Consider the following 5842-nt stretch of genomic DNA (forward strand, 5'->3'; position numbering starts at 1 on the left):
CGCGCGCGCCGCCCAGCCCCAGGACCTGGCCACCATCATGTACACCTCGGGCACCACCGGCCGCTCCAAGGGCGTCATGCTCACCCACGAGAACCTGTGCAGCAACCTCGACCGGTCGAACCAGGACTTCGAGATGGGCCCCGCGGACCTCTGCATCTCCTACCTTCCCCTCTCGCATATCACCGCCCGCCACCTCGACTACTGGCTCTTCCAGGACGGCGTCACCATCGCCTATTGCCCCAACGTGGACGAGCTGCACCGCACCATGCTGGAGACCCGCCCCACCCTCTTCGTGGGCGTCCCTCGTGTCTACGAGAAGATCTACAACGCGGTGCAGCACGCCGCCGGGAACGGCTTCAAGCGCTCGCTCTACAACTGGGCGGTCAAGGTGGGCGCCGCCCATCGCGACCAGGTCGTGGCCGGCAAGATCCCCGGCGGGCCCGCCTGGAAGCTGGCCGACCTGATCCTGTACTCGCGCGTGCGCCAGGCCTTCGGCGGGCGCGTGCGCGCCTACATCTCCGGGGGCGCACCCCTGGGCAAGGAGCTCTCGGAGTGGTATGCCTCGGTGGGCATCCCCATTTACGAGGGCTACGGGTTGACCGAGACCTCGCCCGTGATCGCCATCAACGTTCCCGGCGCGCTCAAGCTGGGTACCGTGGGCAGGCCCCTGCCCAACGTGGAGTGCAAGATCGCTGCCGACGGCGAGATCCTGGTGCGCGGCAAGTCCATCTTTCAGGCCTACTGGAACCGGCCCGAGGAGACCCGGGAGGCCTTCCTCGACGGCTGGTTCAAGACCGGCGACATCGGCACCCTCGACCCAGACGGCTTCCTCACCATCACCGACCGCAAGAAGGACCTGATCAAGACCTCAGGGGGGAAGTTCATCGCCCCGCAGCCCCTCGAGGCCGCGCTCAAGGCCAACGTGATGGTGGAGCAGGCGGTGGTCATCGGCGACCGCCGCAAGTTCTCGGTGGTGGTGATGGTGCCGCACTTCCCGCTGCTGGAGGACTGGGCGCGGGTCAACAACGTGAAGTTCGGCTCGCGCGAGGAATTGATCGCCGCCGAGCCCGTGCGCGCCCTCTACGACGCCGTCGTGGGCGAGCTCAACCAGGGTCTCGCCCAGTTCGAGACCATCAAGCGCGTGCTACTGGTGCCCGAGGATTTCACCATCGCCGGCGGCGAGCTGACCCCCACCATGAAGCTGCGCCGCCGGGTGGTGGAGGAGAAGTACAAGGAGCGCATCGACGCCCTCTACCGCGAGGCCGAGGCCGCCTACCGCTCCGAGGCCGGCAGCCTGAAATAGCCGCGCTGCCGTGCTTCTTCTTGATCTCGAGCGCAGTGAGAGACCTCTATCGTCACGAGGCCGCTGTAGCTAAAGAGCAGCCGGGAAGCGTACCCTTCCACCATGCTCCCCTCTCTCGCCGTGTACGCCGGGCTGTTCCTTGTCTTCCTGGCGCTCGTATGCCTACTCAAGCCGCTGCGCTGGCTGCGCCTGGGCACCCGGCGGCGCGCTGCCCTCGCTCTGGCGGCGGGGCTGGCGGTCATCTCCTGCGGATTCTTCTGGCCACTTTCCCTCACGCAGGTCACCGCTCCCTCCACCCGCCTGGATCTCTTTCTTCCCGCCTACCAGGCGCGCGAGCAGCACAGCATCGTGGTGCACGCCTCCGCGGAGCAGGTGGACCGCGCCCTGCGCCAGGTCACCGCCTCCGAGATCACCTTCTACCGCGCCCTCACCTGGATCCGCCGCCTGGGCCGGCCCGTGCCCGCGAGTATCCTGAACCCACCCGCGCAGCAGCCCATCCTCGACCTCGCCACCCGCACCGGCTTCCTCATGCTGGCGGACGAGCCCCGGCAGGAGCTGGTGCTGGGCACCTTCGCGGCCGCGCCGCGGCCCTCTCGCCTGGCCGACTGGACGCCGGAGACGTGGCAGGCCCTATCCGCGCCCGGCTATGCCAAAGCGGCCATGAACTTCCGTATCCAGGAGATTGGACCCGGGGAGTGCCGCGTGACCACCGAGACCCGCGTCTACGCCACCGACGCAGCCACCGCTCGCGCCTTCGGGCGCTACTGGCGCGTGATTTACCCCGGCAGCGCCCTGATCCGCGTGATGTGGCTGCGCGCCATCCGGACTCGCGCGGAGAGCGCGCCCGGCGCGCCGCTCCGCTAGAATATCCCCATGGACAAGTTCATCATTGCGAATCATGAGTTCCGCTCGCGGCTGATCGTGGGCACGGGCAAGTACAAGAGCGGGCAGGAGACGGCGAGGGCCATCGAGGCTTCAGGCGCCGAGATGGTCACGGTGGCGGTGCGTCGCGTCAACCTCGACCGCAGCAAGGAGTCGCTGCTCGACTTCATCGACCCCAAGCGCTACTTCCTGCTGCCCAACACCGCCGGCTGCTATACCGCCGAGGAAGCCGTGCGCACCGCCCGCCTGGGCCGCGAGGTCGGGCTCTCCGACTGGATCAAGGTCGAGGTCATCGGCGACCCGAAGACCCTCTTCCCCGACGTGGCCGCCACCGTCGAGGCCACGCGCCTCCTGGTGAAGGAGGGCTTCACCGTCCTGCCCTACACCTCGGACGACGTGGTGGTGGCCCGCCGTCTGGTCGACGCTGGCGCAAGCGCGGTGATGCCTCTCGGAGCGCCCATCGGAAGCGGCCTGGGCATCCAGAATCCCGCCAGCCTGCGCATCCTGCGGGAGATGATCGCGGAGGTGCCGCTGATCGTGGACGCCGGCGTGGGCACGGCCTCCGACGCCGCCATCGCGCTGGAGCTGGGCTACGACGGAGTGCTCATGAACACCGGCATCGCCGGCGCCGACGACCCCGTCCTCATGGCCGAGGCCATGAAGAACGCGGTCCTGGCCGGACGCCAGGCCTACCTTGCCGGACGCATGCCCAGGAAGCTCTACGCTACGGCCAGCTCCCCGCTGGCAGGCGTGGTGCGCTGAGAAAGACTTCGGGGCGGCTTGGGGGCCGCCCCGCAAATCCCCGCCAACCGATCGCCGGCTAGTTGCCTGGGACCATGGCGACGCTGTCCACGTGGATACTGCCGTTGTCCACGTGGCCGGTCACGGTAACGTGATGACCGAGATGGTCCTTCACCGCGTCGGGGTTGTCGATCTTCAGCACCGACTGGTCCTTGTCGCTGACCAGGACGGGGGCGGCGCCGGCTTGCACGCACTTGGCCACGCAGTCGGCCTTCTGGGCGCCATGGGCGCCGCACTTGCTGTCGCCTACCCAGCCGGTCACGGTGGTGGCCTTGGCGCCGGCGCTCGCGCTCACGGCCACAAACGCCAGTACGGCCAGAGCCAGTACGATCAATGACACTTTCTTCATAGCTTCGCTTCTCCTTATTCCTCGGTTCATCGGCGGGATGCCCTGCTTGCGCGGAGTCGGCTCCGCGCCGGCCAACGGCGCCCAACGCCCGCTGGGCGGGGCATCCCTTGTATCTCGCCCTACGATGAAATGCAACCAAAAACAGGCGGCCGCCCCTGGCCGGCCGGGGTACAGAAGCCGGCCATTACACAGAGAGAGGGCAGGCCCAGAAAAAGGTTACAAGATCCGACGGCGGTCGGCGGCGCTACGGCCGGCGTTGCGCCGTGGCGGAGGGAGGAGGGGATGCGGGAGCCGGGGGCTGGGTGCGCGCCTTGGCCGGGGGCACGACATAGATGACTTCGCCGGGGCGGACGTAGCGCAACTGCTCGCGGGCCTCTTTTTCGATGGCCGCGGGATCGGATTTCAGCGCCTGAATGTGCTCGGTGAGCCGCTGGTTCTGCTTCTGCAGGTCTTCGATCTGCTGCTGCAACTGCCGGTACTCCGCCCGCTTCTGCTCCCAGGCCATCATGCCGTTGGCGCCGAAGACCACGTGGTAGGCGAGCAGGCAGGCGAGCAACCCCACCCCCGCGCTGGCCAGCTTGCGCCGCCAGCGGTACAGCCGATCGCCGATCTGTTCCACCAGCTCCAAGGTGCGCCTTTCCGCGCGCAGTTCCCCCTGCGTCTTCCTAAAGTGAACGTCCGTTCCCCGCCGGCGTCAAGCCGAGGGAACCAAGGTGGTTAAACCAGCGATCCCTACGAAGCGGCAGCATTCAGCGGGGAGCCGTCGGTGGTACAGTGCTGACGGCTGGAGGCTGGTCCTCATGACCGACAAGCGCATCGTCCTGACCACGACCGGCTCGCGCGAGGAAGGGGAGAAGATCGCGCGCGCGCTGGTGGAGCGCCGCCTGGCCGCCTGCGTCAATCTGGTAGGACCCATCGCCTCCGTCTACCGCTGGCAGGAGAAAGTGGAGCAGGCGGAGGAATTCCTGCTGATCATCAAGACCACGGCCGACTGTTTCCCGGACGTGCGCGACGCCATCTCGGAGTTGCACTCCTATGAACTGCCCGAGTGCGTGGCCCTGCCCATCGACGCGGGTAGCTCCGAATACCTCGACTGGATCGGCGACGCGGTGGATTGAGCCGCGCTACGCCGGCTTGCGCGCGCGCAGGTTCATGCGCAGGTAATCGAGGGTGAAGGGCGGATCGTCGCCCGCCGCCTGCTCCGCCATGGCATCGAGGAAGCGCCGGCTGAGTTCGCCGTCCTCCAGCCGCGCCACGTATTTGTGCAGGTTCACCTTGCCGATGAACTCGCGGAAGCGCTCGCGGGTGGGGAAGGTGGCGGGCGCGGGTTCGAGCCAGGCCTCCGCCTCGACGAAGCCGGCGGCGCGCAGCCGCTCCATGGTCAGCTCCGGGCTGGCGTATTCGCGGTTGTCCTCGAAGCCGCGAAAATGCGGCGCGAACTCCGGGCTGCGCATGAGCCGCTGGGCGCGGGTGCGCAGGCGCTCCAGGTTCCCTGCCCCGCCACACTGCGCTTCCAGCCAGCCGCCCGGCTTGAGCGCGGCGAACAGCGAGGCGAACAGTTTGGGATGATCGGGGATCCAGTGGAAGACGGCGGTCGAGAAGACGCCGTCCACGGCGGCGCGCAGGGGCAGCGCGGTGAGGTCGGCGCACAGGAAGCGGACGCGCCCCGGGTAGTCCCGCTCCAGGTACTCGCGGGCCGAGCGCAGCATGTTGCTGGAGAGATCGGCGCAGAGCACGTGGCCCCGGGGCAGGCGCGAGAGCAATTCGGCGCTCAGTCGCCCGGAGCCACAGCCGGCGTCGAGCACAGTCTCGTCGCCGCGCAGCTTCAGCCGCGCCACCACCTTCATTCCCCACTCGAACTGCGGCTCGGAGAGGCGATGGTAGGCTTCCGCATCCCACTCGCGCGATGGCATAGCAACCAGCTTAGCGCAGGAAGAGAAAGCTCACCACAAAGGACACAAGGGAGCACGGGGGAACGCCGAGCCTCTTAACGGGCGAGGAATTCGAAAGCAGAGGCCACGGCGAAGAGAGGGACGACCAACAGGTAGATGCGGGCGGCGTCGCGTAAGGCTTCTCTGGGCAACCCCAACCATTTGGGTCCGGCATAGTCACCCACGGGACGCACTCGAGCAATCCCCAGGTTCACGCCCGCGCCTCCCGCCAGCGAATACGGCAGCAACTGCAGGAGCAGCGTGACCAGGTAATAAGTCCTCTCCGAGGGGTCGGAGAGGCGGCTGCGGTGCTTGCCGTCCACGCCCACGATGCCCCCGATCCATCCGCGATAGAGGACGACAGGATAAACGGCGGGCGCCCAGTAGCCTGCCAGCGTGCTGGCCGCTCCTCCCACGAGGTTGGCGCCACAGTCCAAGGCCGCCGCGGTTTCGGGCCGGCCGCTTTGGAGCGCGCGCAGGATGGTAGAGGAGGCGTAGGCCCGCGAGACCAGTTTGTCGCGGTAGTCCAGGGCGAAGCGGTTGCCACCGTGCACCATGGCCAGGCCCACGGCAATC

At 67.9% G+C, this 5842-nt stretch carries 8 protein-coding genes; 4 read left to right on the forward strand and 4 right to left on the reverse strand.

The genetic code is table 11. The annotated features are described in order from the left end of the window. The 3 genes from VEG08_08140 to VEG08_08150 form a co-directional block, all read left to right on the forward strand. The coding region (locus tag VEG08_08140; protein HXZ27952.1) for a long-chain fatty acid--CoA ligase at positions 1-1303 on the forward strand (1303 nt) is incomplete at its 5' end. A gap of 102 nt (positions 1304-1405) precedes the next feature. Next, positions 1406-2167 carry a hypothetical protein gene (locus VEG08_08145; protein ID HXZ27953.1) on the forward strand — a complete coding sequence of 254 codons (762 nt, stop codon included), beginning with the start codon at positions 1406-1408 and terminating at the stop codon, positions 2165-2167. Positions 2168-2176: 9 nt separating this feature from the next. Then, on the forward strand, positions 2177-2947 hold the full coding sequence (locus VEG08_08150) for a thiazole synthase (protein HXZ27954.1): 771 nt from the start codon (positions 2177-2179) through the stop codon (positions 2945-2947). A gap of 58 nt (positions 2948-3005) precedes the next feature. Here the strand turns inward: VEG08_08150 and VEG08_08155 are convergent, their stop codons facing one another. Next, complete coding sequence (locus tag VEG08_08155) at positions 3006-3335, reverse strand: hypothetical protein (GenBank protein ID HXZ27955.1); 330 nt, start codon at positions 3333-3335, stop codon at positions 3006-3008. Between the two features lie 244 nt (positions 3336-3579). Further along, positions 3580-3954: a septum formation initiator family protein gene (locus VEG08_08160; protein ID HXZ27956.1), complete on the reverse strand. Its 375-nt coding sequence runs from the start codon at positions 3952-3954 to the stop codon at positions 3580-3582. Between the two features lie 181 nt (positions 3955-4135). Here VEG08_08160 and cutA point away from each other — a divergent pair, with 181 nt between their 5' ends. After that, positions 4136-4453 (forward strand): divalent-cation tolerance protein CutA, encoded by a 318-nt coding sequence (gene cutA, locus VEG08_08165; GenBank protein ID HXZ27957.1) that lies wholly within the window; start codon positions 4136-4138, stop codon positions 4451-4453. A gap of 6 nt (positions 4454-4459) precedes the next feature. On the opposite strand, the gene VEG08_08170 is transcribed toward cutA, so the two are convergent. Both VEG08_08170 and VEG08_08175 read right to left on the reverse strand, forming a co-directional pair. Next, the gene (locus tag VEG08_08170) at positions 4460-5248 is read right to left on the reverse strand and encodes a methyltransferase domain-containing protein (GenBank protein ID HXZ27958.1); all 789 of its coding nucleotides are present in this window, start codon (positions 5246-5248) and stop codon (positions 4460-4462) included. Between the two features lie 74 nt (positions 5249-5322). After that, positions 5323-5842 (reverse strand): hypothetical protein (locus VEG08_08175; GenBank protein HXZ27959.1); only part of this gene is annotated, 520 nt, incomplete at its 5' end.

It is taken from the genome of Terriglobales bacterium (genome assembly GCA_035624475.1).
In the GTDB taxonomy this organism is placed as follows: Bacteria; Acidobacteriota; Terriglobia; order Terriglobales; family Acidobacteriaceae; genus DASPRL01.

Bases quoted from the DNA above. Each gene is read 5' to 3' on its own strand.
- VEG08_08145 (HXZ27953.1), top strand. From the start codon at position 1,406: ATGCTCCCCTCTCTCGCCGTGTACGCCGGGCTGTTCCTTGTCTTCCTG.
- VEG08_08150 (HXZ27954.1), top strand. From the start codon at position 2,177: ATGGACAAGTTCATCATTGCGAATCATGAGTTCCGCTCGCGGCTGATC.
- VEG08_08155 (HXZ27955.1), bottom strand. From the start codon at position 3,335: ATGAAGAAAGTGTCATTGATCGTACTGGCTCTGGCCGTACTGGCGTTT.
- cutA (HXZ27957.1), top strand. From the start codon at position 4,136: ATGACCGACAAGCGCATCGTCCTGACCACGACCGGCTCGCGCGAGGAA.
- VEG08_08170 (HXZ27958.1), bottom strand. From the start codon at position 5,248: ATGCCATCGCGCGAGTGGGATGCGGAAGCCTACCATCGCCTCTCCGAG.